The organism is Ekhidna lutea (assembly GCF_900188325.1).
GTDB lineage: Bacteria > Bacteroidota > Bacteroidia > Cytophagales > Cyclobacteriaceae > Ekhidna > Ekhidna lutea.
Genome location: NZ_FZPD01000002.1, coordinates 402,680 through 424,903, shown reverse-complemented (window position 1 = coordinate 424,903; position 22,224 = coordinate 402,680). Strand labels below are relative to the sequence as shown.

General features: G+C 40.9%; 12 protein-coding genes, 1 tRNA gene and 1 pseudogene. 8 read left to right on the top strand and 6 right to left on the bottom strand.

What is annotated here, in order from left to right:
• Positions 1–164: 164 nt before the first annotated feature.
• Positions 165–10,679, top strand: a complete 10,515-nt coding sequence (locus tag CHB71_RS05685; RefSeq protein WP_089355934.1) for a T9SS type A sorting domain-containing protein — start codon at positions 165–167, stop codon at positions 10,677–10,679.
• Between the two features lie 562 nt (positions 10,680–11,241).
• Here the strand turns inward: CHB71_RS05685 and CHB71_RS05680 are convergent.
• Positions 11,242–11,315 (bottom strand) — tRNA-Asp (locus CHB71_RS05680).
• A gap of 130 nt (positions 11,316–11,445) precedes the next feature.
• On the opposite strand from CHB71_RS05680, the gene CHB71_RS05675 reads away from it, so the two are divergent.
• Both CHB71_RS05675 and CHB71_RS05670 read left to right on the top strand, forming a co-directional pair.
• Positions 11,446–12,390 (top strand): acetyl-CoA carboxylase carboxyltransferase subunit alpha, encoded by a 945-nt coding sequence (locus CHB71_RS05675; protein ID WP_089355933.1) that lies wholly within the window; start codon positions 11,446–11,448, stop codon positions 12,388–12,390.
• 8 nt (positions 12,391–12,398) lie between these two features.
• Entirely contained in the window at positions 12,399–12,953 is a 555-nt protein-coding gene (locus CHB71_RS05670) for a lysophospholipid acyltransferase family protein (RefSeq protein WP_089355932.1), read from the top strand.
• 49 nt (positions 12,954–13,002) lie between these two features.
• Here CHB71_RS05670 and CHB71_RS05665 read toward each other — a convergent pair whose 3' ends face one another.
• Together CHB71_RS05665 and CHB71_RS05660 are read right to left on the bottom strand one after the other, a co-directional pair.
• Positions 13,003–13,800: a zinc ribbon domain-containing protein gene (locus CHB71_RS05665; RefSeq protein ID WP_089355931.1), complete on the bottom strand. Its 798-nt coding sequence runs from the start codon at positions 13,798–13,800 to the stop codon at positions 13,003–13,005.
• An 8-nt stretch (positions 13,801–13,808) separates the two neighbouring features.
• Positions 13,809–14,918, bottom strand: a complete 1,110-nt coding sequence (locus tag CHB71_RS05660; RefSeq protein WP_245811220.1) for a Nif3-like dinuclear metal center hexameric protein — start codon at positions 14,916–14,918, stop codon at positions 13,809–13,811.
• Positions 14,919–15,359: 441 nt separating this feature from the next.
• Here CHB71_RS05660 and CHB71_RS05655 point away from each other — a divergent pair, with 441 nt between their 5' ends.
• On the top strand, positions 15,360–15,734 hold the full coding sequence (locus tag CHB71_RS05655; RefSeq protein WP_089355930.1) for a hypothetical protein: 375 nt from the start codon (positions 15,360–15,362) through the stop codon (positions 15,732–15,734).
• 99 nt (positions 15,735–15,833) lie between these two features.
• Here the strand turns inward: CHB71_RS05655 and CHB71_RS19135 are convergent.
• Positions 15,834–15,929 (bottom strand): annotated as a pseudogene (locus CHB71_RS19135) (helix-turn-helix domain-containing protein); the annotation flags it as partial.
• A gap of 457 nt (positions 15,930–16,386) precedes the next feature.
• Between CHB71_RS19135 and CHB71_RS05650 the strand changes: the two are divergent.
• From CHB71_RS05650 to miaE, 4 genes are all read left to right on the top strand, one after another.
• A complete protein-coding gene (locus CHB71_RS05650) occupies positions 16,387–16,629 on the top strand; it encodes a hypothetical protein (protein WP_089355929.1) in 243 nt (80 codons plus the stop codon).
• Complete coding sequence (locus tag CHB71_RS05645; RefSeq protein WP_089355928.1) at positions 16,605–16,952, top strand: hypothetical protein; 348 nt, start codon at positions 16,605–16,607, stop codon at positions 16,950–16,952. Before CHB71_RS05650 ends, CHB71_RS05645 begins: the two co-directional genes overlap by 25 nt.
• 240 nt (positions 16,953–17,192) lie before the next feature.
• Positions 17,193–19,049 carry a putative porin gene (locus tag CHB71_RS05640; protein WP_179213319.1) on the top strand — a complete coding sequence of 619 codons (1,857 nt, stop codon included), beginning with the start codon at positions 17,193–17,195 and terminating at the stop codon, positions 19,047–19,049.
• Positions 19,049–19,648: a tRNA-(ms[2]io[6]A)-hydroxylase gene (gene miaE / locus CHB71_RS05635; RefSeq protein WP_089355926.1), complete on the top strand. Its 600-nt coding sequence runs from the start codon at positions 19,049–19,051 to the stop codon at positions 19,646–19,648. The genes CHB71_RS05640 and miaE overlap by 1 nt, the downstream gene beginning before the upstream one ends.
• A gap of 2 nt (positions 19,649–19,650) precedes the next feature.
• Here the strand turns inward: miaE and CHB71_RS05630 are convergent, their stop codons facing one another.
• Positions 19,651–20,823: a T9SS type A sorting domain-containing protein gene (locus CHB71_RS05630; RefSeq protein WP_089355925.1), complete on the bottom strand. Its 1,173-nt coding sequence runs from the start codon at positions 20,821–20,823 to the stop codon at positions 19,651–19,653.
• Positions 20,824–20,914: 91 nt separating this feature from the next.
• Positions 20,915–22,171 carry an asparagine synthetase B gene (locus tag CHB71_RS05625; protein WP_089355924.1) on the bottom strand — a complete coding sequence of 419 codons (1,257 nt, stop codon included), beginning with the start codon at positions 22,169–22,171 and terminating at the stop codon, positions 20,915–20,917.
• Positions 22,172–22,224 lie beyond the last annotated feature (53 nt).

Sequence of the window (22,224 nt, the reverse complement as noted above, 5' to 3'; positions counted from 1 at the left end):
AGCTTTTTACCAACTTAATCTTCGACGAAATGAATTCCTATTTCTGTATTGTCAATTGATAAAACTGTATCTTACAACATTGAAAAAGTCGGTGTTTAGAGCCCATTGTAAAGATTGTGGCAGTAGAGAAATTGCACACTGATGATTAGCAAAATGAATGACGTATGAAACTGTTGAGGAGAGTTCTATTATTTATCTTTGGATTATTCTTATTTGTAGGACTATCTGCACAATCGCCCGGAGACGTTTCAACGAATTTAGAATTATGGCTAAAAGCTGATGCTGGAGTAGAAGAAGCAGCAGCGGACGCAGCAGAAGATGGGGATGCCGTGCTCAACTGGCTCGATCAATCACCAAGCGGAAATGACGTTTCGCAGGCTACTGCAGCTGCAAGACCAACTTTTAATACAGGTCAGGTAGCTGGATATCCTTCCATTATCTTCTCTACAGCAGGAACAGATGACTTTCTTGAGGGTGGAAATGTATTGAATTACGTTGGAGGTACCGATAATTGGTCGGTATTTGCTGTTTGGAATATAGTTGACGGAGAAAGTGGTACTATCATATCAAGGGCAGATAATGGAACCGGAGCAAACAGGCAATGGCAGTTTTATAGTTCTGGTGACGAATGGCGGGCAATTATTGGCGGAACAACAAACGATGCAGGTGCTATTGATGTCACAGGCGACTGGACAATAGCCTCATCTATCATTACTACAACAGCATTTAATTCATATGTTTTAGGTGTAAATGATCAATCGACGGCAGGAATTGGAACAGCTTCCGAAACTACAAATATTCGAGTAGGAGCAAGAGGTGATGGGGCTGGTGGTGAAGGATTTACACTAGATGGTTCAATTGCGGAAATAATCATGTACGGCTCCAACTTAAGTGCAAGTGATCAGCGGAATGTTGAAAGCTATCTCGCACTTAAATATGGTGTTACATTGGATATATCCGGAGCAGACCCGGCCGATGCATATACTGTTGGAGGAGTTGAGATATTTAATCATTCCGCGTACTCAAATGATATCGCAGGTATTGCTCTCGATAACTCTCAAGGTCTTAATCAAACAAGTACCATTAGTACAAATGCTGATGCGATACTAACTGTTAGTAATGCATCTGACCTTCAGGACAATGAATTTTTTATGTGGGGCAATGATAATGGAGCACTTTCCTCCACTACCAGTAACGTACCTGCTGGAGTAGATGCCAGAGTGAATAGGATATGGCGAGTAGATGAGAGTGCTGATGTGGGAACTATCGATCTTTCATTTGATACATCACCTACAGGTTTTAATAATACAAGCACGTTTTATTTAATTGTATCTCCCAATACAGCAACCATGCCTGCTGATCTAAGCACAGGCACAACATACACCGGTACTTATTCAAACGGCACGGTCACTTTTTCCGGAGTAAATATTGGTGATGGGGAGTTTTTCACACTCGGAGCAACCACACCGTCAGGTATTGCACCAGGCGACAGTCCATTTTATTTAAAACTATGGTTAAAAGCGGATAAAGGTGTTACGCAAAGTAGTAACTCAGTTTCTACCTGGGCAGATCAAAGCGGCAATAATAATGATGCAAGTCAGGGTACGAGTGCTGCTCAGCCAACTTTAGACACGGAAGGACTAAATGGGAACCCTAGTCTAATTTTTGATGGGGCAGATGATGTACTTGCCGGAGGATCAGGTTTTTACACGCATGATTATTTTTTAATCATCAATCCAAATGAAATATATCAAAGTACTGATGGTGATGAAGCTATTATAGGATGGGATGGTGTGGATTTTAGTGGTGTCTTCTTTGGGGATCATACAGGTCAGCTAACAGATGAAGTGTTGACGCATTCAGTTGCTGCTGACAATTACCGAAGTGGAATCGAAAGTACTACGCAGACCTTTTCTGATCCTGTCTTAATAAATTTTAGAAATAATGCTGCTGCCAATGATCAGGAATTGTATCTAAACGGTGCACTAACCACAACAACAACCCCCAATGCCTTTTCAAATTTATTTGACGAAGATTATATCATTGGTTCAAATGGGGTTGGCGGAGATATCTACGATGGTCAAATTTCTGAGATCATAAGCTATGGAGCTAGATTGTCTGATACTGAACGCAGAGATGTTTCATCGTATTTGGCAATTAAATATGGTTTGACTTTGGATATTACATCTGAGGATTATACAGCTGGTGGTGTTATTATTTACGATCGTACAACACATGGAGCTTATGATAGTGACATTGCCGGGATTGGCCGAGATGACTCACAGGGATTAAACCAGACAAGTTCCCAAAGTATAAATGATGGTAGTATTGTTTCAATGGGTAATCCGGGAAGTTTGGGTGAAGGGGATTTCCTGGTTTGGGGTAATGATGGAGGATCGCTGGATATTACGACAAGTGATGTGCCAGGAGGGGTAACCAATAGACTCACCAGAATTTGGCGAGTAGACGAAACCGGGGTAGTCGGAACTGTTGACGTATCCTTCGATGTAAGCGAAGTAGCAGTTGACTTCAATTCTACTTTCAATTTACTCATCGCTGGAAGTGGGGCCACAATGCCTACCGGGCTCTCCGGTGCTTCAGTTAGTAGTGCTGGAACAGTTAGTACAGTCAATGGAAGAACCATTGTAACTTTTGAAAATATCTTATTCAATGACAATGAATATTTCACCTTGGGAGGCAATCTTATTACCGAGGCGCCCGGAGATCAATTAACCAACCTGGAACTATGGCTCAAGGCAGATGAAGGAATTGTGGAGGGGAATAATAATAATAATGTAAGAGAGTGGACCGACAGAAGTGGCAATGGTCATAGTGCAAAGCAAGTAGATCCCAATGATGAGCCTACTTATATTGCAAGTTATTTAAATGGTAATCCGGCATTGGAGTTTGATGAAAATGACGATGATTTATATTCTCAAACAGGATTTTATACGCAAGATTATTTTATCGTCCTGGATCCAAACCAGGATTACGTTAGCACCTCAGCTGTTGATTATATCATAGGATGGGACGATGATGATATTAGTGGTCTTCAATTTGGAGCCGCAACAGGGTTTCTGACAGATGAAGTACTTACGCATTATCAGGATGATGCGAATAATTATATAAGCGGTGTAGAAGGAGCAACCATTGCTTATACAGATCCAATGATTATCAACTTCAGGGAAAATGTGACAGCAAATGATATAGAACTCTATATTAATGGTTTATCGACTACTGTCACTACACCGAATGCTTTTTTAGCACACTTCAATAACGTATCATATCGTTTGGGACAAAGTGGCGAGGAGGCAGATCCATATGATGGCTATATGATGGAGCTGATTTGCTTTAGCGCAAGAAGTACTGATGCAAACCGGAGAGAGGTTGCATCTTATCTGGCCATTAAGTATGGAATCACACTCGATATCACAACTCAAAATTATACGGCCGGAGGTGTCACCATTTATGATCGTACAACGCATGGCGGGTATAGTAATGACATTGCCGGAATAGGTCAGGATGATTCGCAAGGATTGGACCAAACCACTAGCCAAAGTGTGAATAATGGATCGCTGTTACAAATGAGCAGTGCCTCCAGTCAGGATGATGGCGACTTCCTCGTATGGGGTAATGATGGTGCAGCATTAACCATTAATTCTGCTGACGTACCGGGTGGTGCAGTGACAGATCGTTTGGAGCGAATTTGGAGAGCAGATGAAACGAATGAGGTAGGAACAGTAGATGTCGTTTTTGACTTAACCACGCTACCTATAAATGTTAACACATCAACATTCAACCTACTTGTGCATACTACCACTACTATGGCATCAGCTACTCCAAGTGCTGCAGGAACGGTGAGCACGGTCAATGGTAGAACCATTGTGACTTTCAGCGGAGTAAACTTTAATGACAATGATTACTTCACACTCGGAGGGTCCTTCTCCTCGGTAACAGGTCCTGGTGATCAGGGGACAAATTTGGCTTTATGGTTAAAAGCGAATGAAGGTCCGGTACTTAATGGAAGCCTCATTGAGGAATGGGCTGATAAAAGTGGAAATGGAAACAGCGCCAAACAACCGGCAGTTGATGAGCAACCCACTTTATTAAGCAGTGGTTTAAATGGAAATGAAGTAGTAGACTTCAATGGCACAAATGGTGCATTAAAAGCCGCAGCTGGGTTTTCAACCAATGAATACTTTGTAGTAGTAGATCCAAAGCAGACGTATACCTCCGTTTCAGGGGATGACTGTGTCATTGGATTGAATCACGAAGATTTCAACGGGATGACCTTTGGAGACCATACCGGCTTTTTAACCGATGAGGTTTTAACACATGCCTTCAGTGATGCTACAGATTATCGAATCGGAGTGACTGGAACCACGATTTCTTATAGGGAACCTATGATTGTCAACTTTAGAGATAATGGGGCTGCAACAGGTATGGAGCTATATATCGATGGCACTCTCACCACTGTTACAACCCCCAACGCTTTTACTGCGCATTATAACGATGTGATGTACTCCATTGGATCAAATGCGGAAGATGGAGATGCTTTTGATGGACGAGTAGCTGAAGTAATTAGCTATAGTGCCCTTAAAACAGCAGCTCAACGAAGAGATATTGCCACCTACCTAGCTATTAAATATGGACTTACCATAGATATAACCTCTCAAAACTATACGGTCATGGGTGCATCTATTTATGATCGAACGACTCATGGTGCCTATGATAGTAACATTGCAGGAATTGGACAGGACGATTCGCAAGCATTAGATCAGACGAGCTCATTAAGTGAAGAACTAGGCGGTCTGGTGACCATTGGCAATGCTTCCAGCCAAGATGATGGAGACTTCCTGGTATGGGGTAATGATGGCGGAAGCACAGCACTGACCGCTAGCACGCGCACCGGATTAACAAACAGAGTCACCAGAATTTGGCGAGCAGACCATACCAATAATGTTGGAACAGTTGATGTTACGTATGATTTGACAGAGCTTGGGTTTAGTCCTGCGGCAAGCTATGAGCTGTTAATTGCGCAAAGCACAGCCACTATGCCAGCAGATCTTGATAATGATGCAGTTACCAGTATTACCACAGGCTCAACCTCTACGGTGAATGGACGGAACTATGTGGCCTTCACAGGAGTCACGATTAATGATGACGAATACTTTACCCTGGCTGGTAATATTACCGAGCCTGGTCCCGGAGGAGTTGCAACTAATCTGACATTATGGTTAAAAGCCAACGAAGGAGTTAGTGAAAGTAGCAATGCGGTTTTTGAATGGCTGGACCATAGTGGGAGTGGGAATCACGCACTGCAGGGGCAGGATGCATTCAAACCAACACTTACCTCTTCTGCGATTAATTCGAATGAGGCAATATCATTTGATGTTGATTATATGACTGGGGATGCAGGATTTTATACACGAGAAATGTTTGTCGTAGTAGATCCTGATTTTCTTGCAAGTGCAGCGGAGGATGCCGGAACCATCATTGGATATGAGGCTGGGGATTTTGGTGCGCTTGAATTAGGTCCATCAAGTGCTAGCTTGGCAGATGAGATTATTTCACATACCCAATCTGCCGGAGGTGGATATGTTTCAGCAGACACTGATGGAACCGGAACGGTGGTGTACGAAAGCCCTATGATCATAAATGATCGCCTGAATGCAGGATTAAACGGGCAAGACATCATTCTGAATGGAGTTGTGGTAGATGATACGGAAGTAACCGCGGTTAACCACCAAAATTTTGATAATGTCGGTTACCAGCTTGGGTATCCATTTGATTTCTCAGATGGTCTTGAAGGAACCATCGCTGAGGTGATTTCCTATAGTAGCAAGCTGTCAGATGCCGATAGAAGAGATGTGGCTACATACCTGGCTATTAAATATGGTATTACACTCGATATTTCAGGCGCAGATCCATTTGATGCATATACGGTAGGTGGGACGCATGTCTACGACGACACAGCCTACCCGAATGATATTGCAGGAATTGGAAAAAATGAAACTACCCAGGGCCTTAATCAAACGACTTCTCAAAGTGTAAATGACGGATCTATAGTAAAAGTTTCCACCGCATCAAGCCTGGATGATGGTGATTACTTTATTTGGGGTAACGATGGTGCATCAAATACTTTGACCACTGCTAATGTGCCGACAGGTACGGTAGAACGATTAAATAAAATCTGGAAAGTAGATGAAACCGGAGATGTGGGTACGGTTACCATTTCCTTTGATATTACAAGTTTTGGAGTTGATCAATCGAATTCAACAGTCAATCTGGTTGTTTCTCCAAGCACCGCCACCATGCCAACAGATCTTGCAACAGGAACACTCATTACAGGTGGCACATTTTCAACGGTTGCAGGTAAGGTGCTAGTGACCTTTACAGATGTTGATTTCGCAGATGGTGACTACTTCACCATTGCGGGGGATATTCAAACGACCTCTCCGGGAGGAATTTCAAGTGGTCTTAGCGTCTGGTTTAAAGCCAATGAGGGAGTCGAAGAATCGAGCAACTTAGTTTCTTCATGGGTAAATCTGGGAGCGGGCGAAAGCGATGCTAGCCAGGGTGATAATGCCGATAAGCCAACTTTGGTTAACAATAGTATGAATTTCAATCCGGCATTGGATTTTGACGGTGATTTTCTAGATGGTACTTCCGGGTTTTATACGGACGACTATTTTGTAGTTATAGATACAGATGCGCAATTAAATAATATTTCTACCAATGGATATGTGATTGGGTTCGAGTCTGGTCAAGCTTCCGGACTGTTTTTAGGTGCGGGTGCCAGTGGGGTGACCAATGAGATCATTACACATATAGCAGAAGGACCTGGGACCTATCGTGCTGCATTGAATAATGGATCAACCTATGATCTGGCACTGATCGTAAACTCAAGGAACAATGCCGGAGCGACAGCACAAGACCTTGTGGTAGATGGGACTGAAGTAACTGAGGCCGAAAGTGGAACTTTCGGACAATTGGATGATCAGTTTTTTAGAATTGGAAACGACTTTACATCTTCTTCGACTTTTAATGGAAAAATTAGCGAAGTTATTAGCTACAACGCCAGACTTTCAGACGCTGACAGACGTGATGTAGCTTCATACCTGGCGATCAAATATGGTATTACACTTGATATTTCGGGAGCAGATCCATTTGACGCTTATACGGTAGGTGGGGTGCACGTCTACGACAATACTACTTTCGCAGAAAACATCGCAGGCATTGGAGCAAACCTGGATCATGGTTTGAGTCAACCTAAGTCTGAAAGTCAGAATGTTGGAGCCATTGTCAGAATGCAGGATGCGAGCTCACTTGGTTCAGGGGATTATATTGTCTGGGGTAAAAATACAGCAAGCAATAGTACGCTTCAGACATCAGAACTAGCCGCTGGATATGATCAGCGATTAGCAGCAGAATGGCAAGTAGATGTTACAGGAACACCCGGAACAGTAACTGTAAGAATATATGGAGGAGATATTGATGGATTCAACGCCTTCCCGACCAATCCGGCTGGCTTTACATTGCTTATCGATGATGACAGTGACTTTTCAGCAGATCTTGTGAGCGAAGTAACAGGAAGCTCCATGTCTGGTGATACAATCATTTTTACTGGTGTATCATTTAGTGACAATTACTACTTCACCTTCGCTGTGCCAAATCCACCGGCACCAGGAGACGTTGGAACCAACTTATCCATATGGCTGAAAGCAGATGATGGCATTACTGAGAGTGCCAGTATGATTTCCGACTGGACCGATCAAAGTGGCAATAACAATGATGCAGCTCAGGGAGCATCTGATTCCAGACCTACTTTAATATCCAATTCACTGAATGGAAATCCATTAATCGATTTTGATGGAACGAATGATTACATGGATGGTATTTCAGGTGCAGGATTCTACACCCATGATTATTTTGTTGTAATGCAGCCAGATAATACCATGGACGCCTCATCATCGGTTCAGGCGATATTAGGATATGCGTCTGGAAATGATAATGGACTATTCTTTGGTACTTATTCAGGAACCATTGTAAACGAAGTGCTGACCCATGCAGTTGGAACCTATGAAAGAGCAGATAATACCGCATTGGCATCTTATAGTACAAGTCAAATCATTAATTCAAGAAACAATGCAGGAGCTACAGCGCAAGAGATTTTTGTCGATGAGGTACAGGTTGATGATGCTTCTGCGCTTGGAGCTTTTGCCAATCAATCTAACGTAGACTATATCATCGGTGATCGCTATACTACTGGGCAGGCGTTTGATGGTAAGGTCGCAGAGGTGATTAGTTACAGCGCTCGATTATCCAATGCGGACAGAAGAGATGTAGCCTCTTACTTAGCTATTAAGTACGGAATTACGCTGGATATTTCCGGGGCAGATCCTTTTGATGCATATACTGTTGCAGCAGCAGAGGTCTACAACTACAACGCTTATTCAAATGATATTGCGGGAATCGGATTAAATGCTTCGCAGGACTTGTCTCAAAGCTCGTCCACAAGTATCAATCCGGATGCGATAGTGACCATGGATAATGCCACCTCGTTATCTGATGGCGATTATGTGGTATGGGGTAATGACGATGGATTGACAACAACCACAGGTGTCTTAAATCTACCAGCGGGTGTCACTGAACGTATGATCCGCATTTGGGGAGTGAATGAAACCGGAAACGCTGGAAACGTTCGGGTCACCATGGATCTCACAGGTTTAGGTTACGGAGCTAAATCTGCATCAGATTTCTTATTGATTGTAGACAATGATGCAGACTTTACAAATGGTGTTTTGGAGCTGGCCCCAGCTACCTCATTTACTTCAGATGTGGTTGTGTTCTCTGGTATCAACTTTACCGGGGCTACCAATTTTGGATTAGGGACGGGCTCTGATTTTGTGACTGATTCAGACGGGGATGGTATTCCTGATTATTTTGAAGTGGCAAAAGGTTCCGACCCTAATGATGTTAATAGTCCAGTAGCAGATGGTAACCTGGACGATAATGTGGATGGAGGTACGCCTAATCAAGGAATGAATGATACTGGAATCAACGGAGATGGGATTACGGATGCATTGGAGCAATTGCTAATAACAAGTGGAGCTACAGGACCTATAAGCAAATCAACTGATACAGATGGTGATGGAATCCCGGATTATTTGGAGGTAAGAGATGGTACAGACCCATTCGATAGTGACCAACCCACAACGGGAGGAGCAGCTGACTCTGATGGTGATGGCATTCCGGATGCATTTGAAGTTTATATAGCCAATGCAGGTGGAGCAGCAGACCCGGCACTTGATACAGATACAGATGGTGATGGGGTGCCTGATTATTATGAAGTATTAAACGACAATGATCCAAATGATGTAAACGATCCAACGGCATCCGGGGGAACTGATTCCGATGGCGATGGTTTAAGCGATGCGATGGAGCAAATCCTTATTGATGGAGGAGCTACAGCACCCGTTAACGCAACGACAGATACAGATGCTGATGGCATCCCTGATTACATTGAAGCGTTGACAAACACCGATGCATTTAATGATGCTGATCCTTTTGCGTCCGGAACACCTAATGTTCGATCCCTGCAAGCCGATTATACTGTATCCGGTGCAAGCTGTGTAAGCATCAGCGGGTACCAATGGATTGACGTTTCTGATAATCTTGGAAATATTGTTTTCTCCATCAACCCTGTTGGAAACAACCTGAGTAGCACCTGCTGGGGAGTACGTATTGTTGATCCTACTGATGATAATGTGCGTGACAATACCGTGGATTATGTCCTTGACAGAAACTGGTATATAACCCCAACTATTCAACCATCCAATTCCATGGGTGTATATATTCGATTCTACGCACTTGCGGAGGAACATACAGATTTGGGCGATGAACTGCTTTCTGCAGAATCATTCACATTTGATGAAGAGGCGCATTTAAGGATTACGAAAATTACCGGAGTGGCCAACAGTCTTGATCCATTCATTGCAGGAGGTACACGAATCAATCTTGATCCGGAAGTTCAGAATTATTCAACCAACGGCAAATCTCTGACGATTGGTATCTCATCATTCTCCTCGTTTGCTCCTCACACTACTCCAAGTGGTTTGAACGATCCACTTCCAATCGAATTGATCGAGTTTAAAGCTTCAATTCTGGATCAGTATGTTGTCCTGGATTGGTCTACTGCAACTGAGATTAACAATGATTATTTCACGATAGAAAGAAGCAGGGATGGAGAACATTTTGATGCACTTGAAAATATAGATGGGGCCGGTGATAGCAATGAAAGGCTGGATTATCAATATACTGACAAGAAGCCGTTCTTGGGAGTAAATTATTATCGTCTTAAGCAGACCGATTATGATGGAACTCAATCTCACTCCGAAGCAGTATTGGTGGTATTCGAAGGTCCATCACAATTGGTTATCAACGTCTATCCTAATCCGATTGAGGATAAACTGTTTGTATCGTTTTCTTCAGAATTCAATGTTGGAACTCCAACTATTCGAATGGTCGATTTAAAAGGTCAAGAAATTGCAATTTGGAATATTGCCACGGATGATAACTTATTGGAGATTGATCTCAACGGATATCCGGAAGGTGTTTACTTACTACAAATGGAAGTAGGGAATCGAACTTATAGCCATACATTGGTTAAGAAGTAGCATTATCAAAAATTTAAACTATTGATGTTGCAGTAAAATTAAAGTCTTAATTAATAATAATTCAATAAGTTATCTCAAATGAGAAGGGTTTAGCGGTCTGGATGGGACCGACACGCGTAGTGTCGAACTCTCGACCTCCATATTTATATGGCCCGGTAAGCTTTCGTTTCTTCTTGACCATGTTTTTATCATTTATGGTCAACTTTTTTCAGGACGAGACAATAAGCAAAAAAAACCCACCTCAAAAGAGATGGATTTGTGCTTTTAGCGGTCCGGACGAGCACCGGCACGCGTAGTGTCGAACTCGCGACCTCCATATTTTCAAACAAAAAACCCACCTCAAAAGAGATGGGTTTGTGCTTTTAGCGGTCCGGACGAGCACCGGCACGCGTAGTGTCGAACTCGCGACCTCCATATTTTCAAACAAAAAACCCACCTCAAATGAGATGGGTTTGTGCTTTTAGCGGTCCGGACGAGCACCGGCACGCGTAGTGTCGAACTCGCGACCTCCATATTTTCAAACAAAAAACCCACCTCAAATGAGATGGGTTTGTGCTTTTAGCGGTCCGGACGAGACTCGAACTCGCGACCTCCTGCGTGACAGGCAGGCATTCTAACCAACTGAACTACCGGACCGTGCTACAAAAGCGTTGCAAAAGTAAGAGCATTTCTTTTCCTAAACAATACCTAAATGTGAATTTTCTTAAGAATATTTTTAAGTCGTTTAGTCCTTTCACAGTAAGTTTGTCTCTGCAAATTCAATCCTATGCTATTAGACTTTGAAAAGCCGATTTCTGAACTGGAATCAAAACTTGCCGATATGAAAGAGCTGGCTCAGTCCAGTGACGTTAACGTCTCAGATGCGGTAACCCAATTAGAAAAGAAAATATTGAAACTGAAAAAGGAAACCTTTACCAACCTCACAAGGTGGCAAAGGGTACAGTTGTCGCGTCATCCGGACAGACCGTACACGCTGGATTACATCTACGAGATGACTAGCGACTTCATTGAGTTGCATGGTGATCGTACGGTAAAAGATGATAAGGCCATGGTTGGTGGTTTTGGTACCATTGGTAGTGAAACAGTGATGTTTATAGGCCAGCAAAAGGGGAGGTCCACCAAACAACGCCAGATGCGAAACTTCGGTATGGCCAATCCGGAAGGCTATCGTAAGGCACTTCGTCTTATGAAAATGGCTGAGAAGTTCAATAAGCCAATTGTGACCTTAATTGATACTCCCGGTGCTTTTCCAGGTCTGGAAGCAGAAGAAAGGGGGCAGGGAGAAGCTATTGCCAGAAACCTGAAAGAAATGACCATGCTAAAAGTGCCTGTTATTTGTATAATAATAGGAGAAGGAGCCTCAGGAGGAGCGTTGGGTATTGCGATTGGCGATAAAGTATTCATGATGGAAAACACCTGGTATTCGGTTATTTCCCCTGAATCTTGTTCTTCAATACTTTGGAGAAGCTGGGATTATAAAGAGCAGGCAGCAGAAGCCCTAAAGCTTACCGCTGATGATATGCTTAAAAATAAGCTAATAGATGGTATTATTAAAGAGCCGCTCGGTGGTGCACATACAGACTTAAATAAAACTTCAAGTGAGTTGAAGAAAGTTATCCTAAAGGAAATCAAAGCTCTCTCTTCTAAGTCTCCTGAAGAAAGGATCAATGATCGGATTGAGAAGTTCTCCTCTATGGGAGCTTATAAATAACATGAATATTGATTAGATTCATTTTAGGCGGTTTGTATAAGCTATCAGGCTGGAAAATAGATGGAAAGAAACCTGACCTAAAAAAATATGTAATCATTGTAGCTCCTCATACAAGTAACTGGGATTTTTTCGTAGGCTGGGGAGCAAGAAATGTAATTGGCTTCAGACCTAATTTTCTTGGGAAAAAAGAATTATTTCAGATTCCGGTCGTGGGTTGGTTTTTGTCATTTATAGGTGGGGTTCCAGTAGATCGTAAAAGCAAGAAGAAAAGCACACAACTAGTACAGCAAGTGGTGGATTTGTATAAGGAGCGAGAAGAATTCATAATGACTATCACACCCGAGGGAACCCGAAGCTATTCGCCAAAATGGAAAACAGGATTTTATCGCATTGCTGTTCAGGCCGAAGTGCCGATTGTGAAAATTGGCTTTGACTATGGTACAAAAACGGTCTTTGTGGATGAGCCCTTCTATCCATCAGGAGATATGGAAAGAGAGATGGAAGAAATTAAAGACTACTTCAGACAGTTCAAGGGTAAGAATCCGGAAGATGGTGTGAAATAAAAAAGGCTCCCAAAACTGGAAGCCTCTTTCTTAAATATTTGATAGAAGTCTATTTTTTAGCAGTAGCCTTCTTTGTTGTAGTCTTCTTTCGTGTGGTTCTTCTTTTTGGCTTTTCCTCCTCTATCACTTCTTCTACATCGGAAAGAATTCTTCCACAATGCTCACAAACGATGATTTTCTTTTTCTCTCTGATCTCAGCTTGCTTCTGAGGAGGAACCACATTAAAACAACCTCCGCAAGCTCCTCTTTTTACAGGAACAACAGCCAGACCGTTTCTCATGTTAGTTCTTACCTTGTCATAAGATTTTAAAAGTCTTTCCTCCACGTTCTTAGCTGCCTTAGCTCGATCTTTTTCAATCTTTTGCTCATCCGTTTCAGACTCTTTGATAATGTTTGCAAGCTCTTCTTTCTTACTCTTCAGGTCCTTTTCACGTTCAGAAAGTATATTCTTGGTCTCCTCAATTTCACCTTTCTTAGCATCAATTTTTTCGTGAGCTTCCTTAATTCTCTTCTCAAGAATCTGAATCTCTAATTGCTGCAGCTCCATTTCCTTCGTGATTGCATCGTATTCACGATTATTTCGAACATTCATCTGCTGCTCCTCATACTTCTTGATGAGCTTTTCAGCATCTTTGATTGCAGTTTTATTTGCGGAAATGGAATCATCCATTTCCTTCTGCTCATCAGCTTGCTTGTCGATACGTGTTTGGTACCCTGCAATCTCATCCTCCAGATCCTGGACCTCTTCAGGGAGTGCTCCCCTAATTTTCTTTATCTCGTCTATTTTTGAGTCTAGTGCTTGTAGTTTTTCTAAAGCTTCCAGCTTTTTAGCTACTGTATTTTCCATTCAGTTTACTATAGATATTTGATTGGATTCGTGTCTACCTTAGACAAACGGAACGCAAACTTAGTGAAATTTTTAGTTAATGCATCCTGTAATAATTCTTTCGTAAATACTTCGCTTTCATAGTGCCCAATATCCGCAATAATGATCTCCTCATTTGCCTCAAAGAAGTCATGATACTTAAAGTCAGCTGTGATAAAAATATCAGCACTTTTGGCTATAGCTGATTTCAGCAAAAAACTACCAGATCCACCACAGATAGCAACTTTCGAAATTTCATCTCGAACTATTTTGGTGTGCCTTATGATATCCAAATTCATGCTCTTCTTAAGACTAAGAAGAAACTCTTTTGTTTTAGCAGGCTGGGGGAGATGACCGATCATTCCGGCTCCAACCTCCTGATTTATATTGGAAAGCGGGTTAATATAGTGAGCCACCTCCTCGTAGGGGTGTGCTTCATTCATTGCATTCAAGACCTGATTTATCCGATAAGTTGGAACTAACACTTCGCATCTGGTTTCTTGGACACTTTCATCCTCACCTTGATTACCAATAGTGGGATTGCTGTCTTCATTGCCTCTAAAAGTTCCAGTACCTTCGATTTGGAAACTACAGTGATCATAATTTCCAATATTGCCTGCTCCTGCGGCATACATCGCATTTAGTACTTCATCTTTATTTTCAACGGGCATAAAGACAGTCAGTTTCGAAAGGGTTTCTTTTTTGGGCTGAAGAATAGATGTTTTTGATAGACCTACTTTTTCGGCAATTTTCTTATTTACTCCCGTATGAATGTTATCCAGATTTGTATGGATGGCATAAATAGCAATGTCATTTTTTATTGCCTTGCGAATGCATCGGTCAATCCAATGAGAATCACCAATTTTTTTTAACCCTTTGAAAATAAATGGATGATGAGCGATAATGAAATCTGATTGTGTTGCTATGGCTTCATCAATCACTTCTTCCGTAATATCCAGTGAGATTAGGACTTGATTCACTTCATCCGTTTTCTCACCGAGCAATAGCCCGGAGTTGTCATATGATTCCTGTAGGGAGGAAGGCGCCCATGATTCCAGGTAAGTAGTTATGTCTTTAATGCGCAACATTTTTCTTTCCATTAATATAATTGTCCAAATAAATACAATTTTAACTAGGAAGTGTTTTATCAATTTTTAATTCGTTCATTGAAGTGACACCTTCATCCTTAAAAAGGAACTGTTTATTCATTTTACAATAGAGGTACTTGGAAGTAATTAAGAATTTATTATAGTTTTGAATTTTATACGTAGTTAAAAACTACAAATCCTAACCCTAACATTTATAAATAACCTTTAGTCAATTGATTAGAGGTTATTATTAGTAACATGCGAATCTCACCAAAAAATTGCCACAAGAGCATTCTGACTGTTCTATTTATTGCTATTGCCTGGTAGGACTTGTTAATCCCAGTTTAGGAAATCTAGGAAGAGGTATCAATCCTCTAAGTAGAACAAATGATTTTGTTGTAAATGGAGCGGGTGTGACGATAAGGACAGGTTCTGCATTCGCTGGATCAAAAGATGATTAAAGAACGGTTTAAAAAGAATCCAATACTTTATACTTTCATTCTGGTCAGTATTGGAATTTTTGTTTATTTCAAGTGGTTAGAATCATTACCTCAGGATTATTCAATAGGTGAAGTATTCAATGTATATAAACCTCTGAAAGGAGGGAAAGTAGCACAATTTAAATATAGAGTAGACGGTATAGAGTACAATCAGTCAGTTGGTATAAGTGGTTATTACAATCTTGTAAAAGAGGGTACACGCTTCTCGGTAGAATATCCTGAAGATCATACTGGAGAAGGTGTAATGCTATTGGACCATCCAGTTCCTGATGGTATAGAAGCTCCGCCCGGGGGCTGGGATGAGAAGCCGGTATTTAAGAAGAGATAGAATTCGAAGCTCAACTTACGAAGTTGAGCTTTTTTGTTATAGCTCTTAAAGGCGAGAAAAGTATCTGATGAGGAAGAGTTAGAAAAAGTTAAGATTTTTTCAGGTTCCGTATGCCTGTTTGTTTTTGAAATCCCGGATCATAGCATCCAGGGTAATGAAGATATGCTCTTTTTCTTTATCGGAGAGCTTTGAAACCCCTAACTAAGCGTAGTTTATAAAGAGGTATCTAGGCATAGCTTGTAGCTATGCTTTTTATATTTTATTGCTTTCATAGCAACAGAACGTAACCAACAACATAACATCCCACACTAAGAAATAATCTATTGGATTTAGAAATGATATGAAAGCGTAGGTAAATACTACGCTGTATATGCAATGATCTCAGAGCCTATACGAGTGACTCTGAGGGGTAGACCTTAAATTGTTGTTATGCTGAGGAACGAAGCATCTCATCAATAACATAGATTCTTCACTGCATACAGCATGACACGCTAATAATGATTCATGTGCATAGCTTATCATAGAATGCAGCAGCAGTGTGGGGCTTGATTGAATAAGGACTGCAGTTTCATTTCTTTGGGTGAACTAAAAATACCCCTCTTCGTGTATGTCAATCAAAGTAATATCGTTAATTTGTAATAAATAGCTCGATATGACAACTTCAGTAAAGCAATCATTGCACGAAATCATTGATAAGATAGAGGATACAGAATTATTGAGCCTTCATTTGAAGCTGCTTCTAAAAGAAACTCAGAAGGATTTTTTTAATACTTCTGATGATGAAATGATTTCCAGAGCAAAACAATCTTTGAAGTCAGTAAGAGAAGGAAAAACACGATCCATTAAATCTTTCAAAGCAGAAGTAGACCAGTGGAAGAAGAATCAAGCTATGTAGTAGATATTACTCCTGAAGGTGAAACTTACTATTACGATTTACTAAAATACTTATACTCAACTCACTCTGAAGAAAGTGCAGATCGTAAATCCGATGAGATTTTAGATATGGCACTTTCACTTGATAAAATGCCTAATCGTGGTAGTGATGAAGATAAATTAGCCTTTCTTGGGGTAGGCCATAAGTATCTTCTCTATGAAGTGACTACCCGAAAAACTATTAAGATTATCTATTTCATAGATAATTCTGCGAAAATGGTCTACGTTACTGATTTCTTTCCAACTGAAATGGATGATTCAAGAATTGAGGAAAGAAATCAGTAGAAAACCCTTCGTTCCTCGTTGTACTCGTCACCAGTTAACGCGTTTGTAACGCGTGCTTTTGTCAAGGTGTTTTCTAGCGTAAAGCCGTCAATTGATTAAAACTGAGTCACGCGTCAAACACACGCCGGCTTTGGGAGGAATTTAAGTATTGGAAAGGTATCTCACTTCAGAATCGGCTCGCTTTTTGTAAAACGTTTTCAAATGCACTTTCTCCATGAAAAGCAATCGTTAAATTTGCGCGTGCGCATTTATTTATATTTTATAACGGTTCTGATAGTTTCTTGCCTTTCAGCCCAGATAGTAGATGATTCTACTAAATTGGTATATGGTCCGGAGACCACAACGTTTACCTCAGAGTTTAACCTGGTAAACAATATTGAATCGTATCAGCCGGTAGACACATCCATATACCTTTTTGAAAGACAATCATATGTCGATCAAACAGGACGTAAGTTTCAAAGTCTCGGAAATTTCGGAACGGCTCTTTTTCCTATCTTCTACACTCCACAAGACCAAATCGGGCGAACATCCGGCTTTAATGCATACGATCGATATGCATATCAGCTATCAGATGTGAAATATTACGACACAAAATCCCCATTTATTGAATTACTTGTTTACCTGGGTGGGGGCAATCGCAACATTGTAGATATCGGATTTTCAAGAAATGTTAATGAGAACTGGAACCTGGGTTTTGACATCAGAAAGATCACAACGAACAAGCAGTTAGCTCCTGAAAATCAAACGGACAGGCAAGTCATCGGCTCCTCGTTTGTTGGGTATACACACTATAAGCATTCTAGTATTCCCTACCAGGTGCTAGCCAATTATTCAAGTATGAGTCATAAAGTAGTGGAGCTGGGGGGCGCAAGACCTACTTCAGATTCTCTCAGAACAGATTTCTTTTTGTTTGATAATGCCCTGGTTAGGCTTGATGAAGCTCAGGCGATCGTGAAAACTGCAAGATTTCACTTGTATCAGGATCTTCAAATCGCAGATCAGTTTCAACTATACCACACGTTTGATTATCGCAAAGAGTCAAACATCTATAAGGATTTTGCCGGTGGGTCTACAGCAGATGGCTACAATACCTACAATGATTTCTATGATCAGTTTTTAATTGATACTGACAGTACACAAGAAAGGTCCGTTTTCACTTCAGTGTCAAATGAAGCGGGGCTGAAAGGGGATTTATCTAGCGTGTTCTATCGATTTTACGCACGACTCAGAGCGGTTGATTTTAATTATTTATTGTATGATCCAGGGGGCAAAACTGTCGAAAAATACCTGGGCGGCTATGTTCGGTTTGATTGGAAGGACAAATTTGCTGTTTCCGGAAATGCGCAGTTTCTGGTAGGGGGTGAGTATCAATTAGGAGGAGATATTTCCAGCGATCTGATCAATGTGAGTTACACGTCAAAGAAGTACAGGGTTCCATTTGTTTATCTGAATTATTTTGGCAACCATCACGAATGGCATAATGATTTTAGCTCCGTATTTTCCAATGAGCTAAAAGGACAGTTAAACCTGGATTTCAAACATTTCGATATCCGGCCAAAAGTAAAGCTGGCTGCCTACAACAACTTTATTTATTTTGATCAGGAAATAGAACCACAGCAAGCTTCAGATGGCGCACTCATTTCCTCTTTAGGGGGTGATTTCAATCTCAGGTTTCTAAATAGTAAAGGCGAAGGCTGGCATTTGGAAAATGAAGTTTTGGTGACTAATGTTTCAGGCGGAGCTTCTCAGTTTGTACGGCTTCCTGATGTCTGGTACAATGGACGGTATTTTTGGAGGGGGAAGTGGTTTGATGATCTTGTGCCTGTCGAATTTGGAGTAGATGCACATGCACGTTCAGCTTATTATGGAAATGCATACGCTCCTGAAATACAACAGTTTTACCTTCAGGATGAGCAGGAGATATTTGGATATGCTGCTGCTAATTTGTTCGTCAATATGAAAGTGGATAAGTTCTTCTTCTCATTAAAGTGGACGCATTTTAATCAACCACAGGACGATGGTTATTTCGCAACCCCTAATTATCCAGGCCAGCCAAAAGCGATAGATTTGATTATTAGATGGATGTTTTTTGATTGATGAATAAGGATAAAACGACATTAGGGCTGGAACTCCCAACTGATCCGAGATGGGTGAACATTGCCGAGAAAAATATTGAGGATATTCTGGTGGACCATGCCTATTGTGAGCAAAAAGCTGCTTCTTCATGCATTTCACTGATCATTATGTTTCCTGAGCGAGAAAAGCTAGTGGATGTACTTACACCAGTTGTTGCGGAGGAATGGGCACACTTTGAGTTGGTCATTGAGCATTTGAAGAAGCGTGGGTTTAAGCTGGGTAAAGCGCGCAAAGATGAATATGTATCCAGACTGAATGGGATTATGAAAAAGGGTGGTACCAGAGACGAGCAGTTGGTGGAGCGGTTGCTGATGAATGCGCTAATTGAGGCTAGAAGTTGCGAGCGCTTTAAACTCCTTTGGAAGAATATTGAAGACGAAGAACTTCAAAGATTCTACTATGATCTCATGGTATCAGAAGCTGGACATTATCACAACTTCATTGATCTGGCAAAAGAGTACCTCCCAGCTGATAAAGTTGAAAATCGATGGAAATATTTCCTCTCGGAAGAAGCCAAGATTATGAAAGAACTGACTCCAAGAGCGGATCGGATGCATTAATTCTACTCGGTTTTAATAAACCTGGCAGCTTCTACTTTTTCACCTATTGTTATTATTAAAAGGTATTCACCACTTTGAAGAGAAGAAACATTGATTCCATTTTTAGAGTAAGCCCCCATAGCAATGACCCTGCCTGAAAGATCAATTATTTTATAATTTTCATATTTAAAATCCAGCTTGACCCAAGCAGTCGTTGGGTTAGGATAAATAGTTGACTTATTTGAGTTAAGTCCTAAGGCTGACCCATTAGGGTTAAATTTAAAAGCATCTCTTCCAAAAATATAAGCCGACTGATTTGTTCTTAAGACAAGGTAAGGTTCGGAATTAAAAGGTGTATTTTTAATCCAGGTTTTGCCACCATCATTACTTTCTTTAATCCATCCTGTTTCATTTTCGACAACAAATCCTTTTGATTCAGAAGTAAAAATTAGTGCTGTAATATTACCACTGAGATCTGTTTCGACAGTTGACCAACTTAATCCTCCATCAATAGTTTTATGTAATTGATGATTTGACTCATCACAACAATTGCCAGTAATTAGATAGCCCGTATTTTCATCTATAAAACTGAAAGTGATCATATCATCAGAACTTCTGCTATAGATAGAACTCCAACTTTGAGCACCATTTGTTGATTTATGAATATCGCTTCCAGTTCGGTAATAGACTGTATTTTCGAAGACATTTAATTCAGGCAAGTAGGTATTCCCCGAAGTAGGGAGTGATACTTTTTCCCATGTCTCACCATAATCAAATGTGATATCATTGGTTGATCCTTGAGATGCTTTTATGATAAAAGTTCCGTCTGAAATGTGATAAATTTCATCACTCCAATACTGTGGTGTGAATCCGGACTCATCACTCATCCAGTTTTTTCCTCCATCCACAGTTTTTATTACAGAGTTCTCTGTTCCGCTCCTTAAGCCAACAAGTCCGTAATTTTCATTGAAAAAACCTATCCAGACAGGTGTGAAATCTTCCTGAATATTGAGTGAGTTATATGACCATGTAACTCCATTGTCATAAGAGATACCCCACGAATCTTGGATTACGCTGAACAAAGCAGAATCAGTTTCAAACAGACCATTAAACTCATATTCTTGCAAATCCCATGATTGTGCAAATCCAGTTAACGAAACTGCATAACAGAAAACGGAATATACAAGCTTTTTCATTTAATAAAGATAGAAATAGAAAAGCCGATTTACCTCATGTTTTTTTAAGTGCAACTTAGATTATTCGATCTAAATTCAGAATAAATGTTTGCTAAGTCTTCTGCTTCTTCTTCTTAGCAGCCGGAAACAGGATATTATTCAGGATCAACCGATAACCAGGAGAGTTAGGATGCAAATTCAAATCGGTAGGTGGCTCATTCACAAAATGCTGGTAGTCTTCCGGGTCGTGACCACCATAAAATGTCCAGAACCCTCTACCTAAAACTCCATGAATGTATTTCGCCTCATTTATGCTTGGCGTTTGTCCCATCACAATTACATCACCTTTTACCAGCTGCTTTTTAAATCCTGTGGTTTGCCCCATAAAACCATGGATGATCTCCTGGTGATTCTGCGTCAGCATGGTTGGGATCGGATCCCATTTAGCAGAAAACTCAAAAAGTGTGAAATAATCATTCTTTTCAACTAACCCTCTTTCATTGGCCTGGTTGTCAATATTCGAATATTCATACCGCATAGGGTCTCGCTCAATTGTGAAATTCTCAAACGCCATGGTTTGTGAGAAATCGAGTTTAGACTGTGCTCTGGGGTCTGCAGGATCTCCATCATACATGTTCTCAACAATATCCAATCCTTCTGCGGCAAGGGCAATGTCGTAGGTGTCTGTAGCTGAGCACATGGCAAACAAGAATCCTCCACTAGCTACATATGATTTGATCCGCTGAACGGTAGCGAGTTTTAGTTGGGACACTTTATTGAAGCCATGCTTACGAGCTGACTCTTCATATTCACGTTGCTGTTGTTGGTACCAGGGGAAGTGATGGTACGCACGATAAAACTTTCCGTATTGGCCGGTGAAATCTTCATGGTGAAGATGTAACCAATCGTATTTTGGTAATTCATCACCCATAATTTCATCATCAAAGATTACATCGTAGGGAATCTCGGCATAAGTAAGCACAAGCGTTACTGCATCATCCCAGGGTTGCTTGCTTTTGGGTGAATAGACGGCTATTTTGGGAAATTTTTCCAATTTCATCACATCCATATTGGAGGATGGAGAAGCGATTACATTTAGAATATCATTCGCTTCAGCATCGGAGATCACCTGGTATGAAACTCCTCGAATGATGCACTCATTTTCAAAAACCTGAAGATGCTTGACCATAAAACTTCCACCTTTATAGTTTAGCATCCAATCCACCTCTACATCCTTCGTAAGTATCCAATAAGCTATTCCATATGCCTTTAAATGGTTGGATTGGGTCTCATCCATTGGGATGAGGATATATGCCGCCTGGCTGGCTATACAGACATTCAAGAAAATTAGTAACAATATTCCCCTCATATGCATCACATTTGTATAGTACAACGTTAAACAAAACCTTGTGTTTTACTAAA

What these genes read in the sequence shown, in the direction of transcription:
- CHB71_RS05665 (WP_089355931.1), bottom strand. Translation starts at nt 13,800, where the DNA reads ATGGAAAATACAGTAGCTAAAAAGCTGGAAGCTTTAGAAAAACTACAA.
- CHB71_RS05660 (WP_245811220.1), bottom strand. Translation starts at nt 14,918, where the DNA reads ATGGAAAGAAAAATGTTGCGCATTAAAGACATAACTACTTACCTGGAA.
- CHB71_RS05685 (WP_089355934.1), top strand. Translation starts at nt 165, where the DNA reads ATGAAACTGTTGAGGAGAGTTCTATTATTTATCTTTGGATTATTCTTA.
- CHB71_RS05630 (WP_089355925.1), bottom strand. Translation starts at nt 20,823, where the DNA reads ATGAAAAAGCTTGTATATTCCGTTTTCTGTTATGCAGTTTCGTTAACT.
- CHB71_RS05625 (WP_089355924.1), bottom strand. Translation starts at nt 22,171, where the DNA reads ATGAGGGGAATATTGTTACTAATTTTCTTGAATGTCTGTATAGCCAGC.
- CHB71_RS05650 (WP_089355929.1), top strand. Translation starts at nt 16,387, where the DNA reads ATGACAACTTCAGTAAAGCAATCATTGCACGAAATCATTGATAAGATA.
- CHB71_RS05675 (WP_089355933.1), top strand. Translation starts at nt 11,446, where the DNA reads ATGCTATTAGACTTTGAAAAGCCGATTTCTGAACTGGAATCAAAACTT.
- CHB71_RS05655 (WP_089355930.1), top strand. Translation starts at nt 15,360, where the DNA reads ATGATTAAAGAACGGTTTAAAAAGAATCCAATACTTTATACTTTCATT.
- miaE (WP_089355926.1), top strand. Translation starts at nt 19,049, where the DNA reads ATGAATAAGGATAAAACGACATTAGGGCTGGAACTCCCAACTGATCCG.